Source organism: Leptotrichia sp., assembly GCF_057270615.1.
The window spans coordinates 1-2631 of sequence record NZ_DBHIXN010000107.1 but is presented as its reverse complement, the minus strand read 5'-3'; the positions used below and the strand labels follow the sequence as shown (position 1 = coordinate 2631).

The 2631-nt window shown below is 27.1% G+C and carries 2 protein-coding genes and 1 pseudogene; 1 reads left to right on the top strand and 2 read right to left on the bottom strand.

The window, feature by feature from the left end:
- Nucleotides 1-39: 39 nt before the first annotated feature.
- A pseudogene (locus ACO409_RS10610) lies at nt 40-108 on the bottom strand (IS200/IS605 family transposase); the annotation flags it as partial.
- Nucleotides 109-439: 331 nt separating this feature from the next.
- On the opposite strand from ACO409_RS10610, the gene ACO409_RS10605 reads away from it, so the two are divergent.
- Nucleotides 440-958 carry a PTS sugar transporter subunit IIA gene (locus ACO409_RS10605; RefSeq protein ID WP_485557079.1) on the top strand — a complete coding sequence of 173 codons (519 nt, stop codon included), beginning with the start codon at nt 440-442 and terminating at the stop codon, nt 956-958.
- 72 nt (nt 959-1030) lie between these two features.
- Here the strand turns inward: ACO409_RS10605 and ACO409_RS10600 are convergent, their stop codons facing one another.
- A complete protein-coding gene (locus tag ACO409_RS10600) occupies nt 1031-2416 on the bottom strand; it encodes an MATE family efflux transporter (RefSeq protein WP_485557077.1) in 1386 nt (461 codons plus the stop codon).
- Nucleotides 2417-2631 lie beyond the last annotated feature (215 nt).

Genomic DNA, 2631 nt, shown 5'->3' with positions numbered 1-2631 from the left:
CTTTTGATTTTGAATATTATTTTTAATGACTTCTCTTCAATATTTTATACAAAAAATCATATGATAATTTATATCAAATACTGAATAATAATTACTATTATATGACATTATTATCACCTACTTTTATATTATTTCACTGAATAAATTATATCATAAATATATCCTTTTTTCAATTTTTTTTACAAAAAAAAGCAATTCATCTCCTGCTTGTAGAAGCCGGAGACTTCTTGCTATACTTTGTTAAAAAGTGTTATTTTTAGTAATATAAAAACTTATTAATACTTTTTTATAGCGAGAAATAATATTTAGTTAAGTAATATTATATTTTTTTAGTAAAATTTTAAAATTATCAAAATAAAAATTTGACTAATTTAATTATATGTGGTAACATTAAAATGTGATAATTAAAATATAAAATAAATAAATAGGAGGAATTAGAATGGGATTATTTGATTTATTCAAAAAAGGTAACAAAGGTGAAGAAGTTAAAAAAGAATTTGATGGGAAAGTAATAGCTCCTATTTCAGGAAATTTACTACCTTTGTCAGAAGTACCTGATGAAGTTTTTGCACAAAAAATGATAGGGGATGGAGTTGCAATTGAACCAACTGCATCAGGCGTAATGGTTGCACCAGCTTCTGGAAGAATAGAAAAAATATTTGATACTAACCATGCTTTTAGTATTGTAACACCTGCTGGAATCGAAATTTTCGTGCATCTTGGAATGGATACAGTTAAACTTGAAGGAAAAGGATTTGAAAGAATTGCAGAAGAAGGAGCAGTAGTAAAAGCAGGAGATCCAATTGTTAAATACGATTATGACTTCTTAAAAGCAAATGCAAAATCAATTATTACACCAGTAATAATTTCAAATACTGATGATTATAGTGAATTGAACCCAGTTGAAACAGGAAAAGCAGTAGCTGGAGAAACACTTGTATTAAACGTTGTAAAATAATTTTAGTTTCAAATTAATAAAAAATCTCTATTTTAAGCAAGAAATTTCTTGCTTTTTTAGGGATTTTTTTTATCATTTTGTATAGTTTTTATTTCCTTCATTTTTAATATTTTTTTCCCAGTTGATATTTTTTACAGAAATGAAGAATATCAAAGCTGCCAATGTATTTGAAAACAGATTTCCCCAGAAAATTGAATAAAGTCCAAGATATTTTTGAGTTACCAGGATAAAAATATATCTTAACAGCCATATTCTTAAAATAGACATAACTAAAGGTACTTTTGTTCTTCCAAGTGCTATAAAAACTCCTTGTGAAATCATAAAAATACTAAATCCAATTACCGAATATGTATAAATATGCAAAGCTTTGTTAGCAATTTCAATAACTTTTGTAACTTTTGTAAAAGTAAGCACAAGAGGCATTGAAATTGGTAAAATCAAGATAATAGTTAAAATGGAAAGTATAACACCTGTTCTCCATCCAATTTTAAATACATCTTTAGACTTTTTAACGTTCCCAATTCCCATGTTTATGCTAATCATCGAAGAAACTGTAGTTCCAATTGAAGATGGTAAGATAAAGCAGATTGCATTGATATTGGAAGCTATTCCTTGTGCATTTAAGGCAATTGCACCAAATTTTTCCATTTCTTTGTTTATAAGGAAAAATCCAAGATATAGAAAAGCGTAGTTTAGCATTGCTGGAAAGCCAATATTTAGAAGTCTTTTTATTATAGGCAGCTTCATCGAATAGCTTTTTAAATTTAGCTTGACCTCTCCATTTTTTAAAAATAAATCGTAAAACATCCAAATTGTAATGGCGATATAAGAAAAAAGTGAAGCCATTACTGCTCCTGTAATTCCCATTTTTAATATATATAAGAAGATTGAATTAAAAATTATTTTTAAAATTAATAATAAAAAAATTCTAATAAATGTAACTTCAGGGCGTCCAATTGCATTTTTTGATGAATTATAAATTGCAGCTAAAAATACAAAAGGCATTACAAGTGAATAAAGGGCAATGTAAATATAGACGCTATCACGAATTTCAGCGGTGGTATATTTAGAAATTATAAAAGCTAGAAATACACAAACTGGAATTATGAAAAGCCCAATAACAAAGCTGAACACAAAAATCTGAAGCATTGTTTCCTTTACAGCTAACATTCTTCCTTTTCCATAAAGTCTTCCAAGCATAACAAGAGTAGCCACTCCAAGTCCTTGCGACAATGCAATCATAATATTTAGCACAGGCTGGCTAAATGTAACTGAACTAGCCACTTCAACACTTGTAAGCCTATTTAGAAACAGGCTGTCAGAAAGTGGAATAAGTGCTTGAATAATCCCGACTAGCAATGTTGGGATGGATAAGAAAAGTAGCGTATTTATGACTTTTCCGTTTAAAATCATTTCACGGCGTTCTTCGTTAGATTGAGTTTTAAAAATCATTTTCATTTTATTTTTTCACTTCCTTTCAAAATTTGTCGTATCTTACTATTATAGCACTTTTTTTTGAAATTTTAAAATATTTTTTTTCTTATGATTTTCTTTGTTTATTATCACAAATAAAATTTGAATTTAAAAAAATTTAATATGAAAATAAATTAAAATTTTGAGACAGAGTAAAAAATATAGGGGCAAATAAATTTAATCAAATTTTTAATTAACAA